This is a genomic window from Dellaglioa sp. CoH-57-MRSF-16 (assembly GCF_056782055.1).
The window spans coordinates 1-430 of sequence record NZ_JBXAXZ010000065.1; the positions used below are offsets into that span (position 1 = coordinate 1).

Sequence of the window (430 nt, forward strand, 5' to 3'; positions counted from 1 at the left end):
GGCAATGGCACTGATTCAGGTTACTGTTCAGCAAAACCCAGCAATCCTAAACGTTTACGCGTGGTCGGATGTCATTCCTCCGAACCAGATGATGAATCCGTTTGTCCCTGCGCTCTTGGTTCATGAGAATAACGCGGATGCTGAGCCGACGCTGATGACACAAGTGTCCACTACTCAGTGGGCCGTGGCAAGTGCACACTACAAGTACGCGACAAATCGCCAAACTGATGGTGGGTACGGTAGTCAGCTGTGGTTCCCGATTGCTGCATCGTCCAGTACGTGGATAGAGGTTAACGCTCAGTACATGCACAGTATCGATCTGACGGTCGGCAACCGTATCATGATCGTTCAGACACCTGAGGGGTACTACCGCTCAGTGCAGTCTATTACGCAGAATGGTTCGAACTACAGATTGAATTTGAACTGCACG

At 50.9% G+C, this 430-nt stretch carries 1 protein-coding gene; it reads left to right on the forward strand.

The window, feature by feature from the left end; translation table 11 throughout:
• Positions 1-430: hypothetical protein (locus AC1RPH_RS07860; protein ID WP_481762036.1), on the forward strand; the 430-nt coding region annotated here is incomplete at both ends.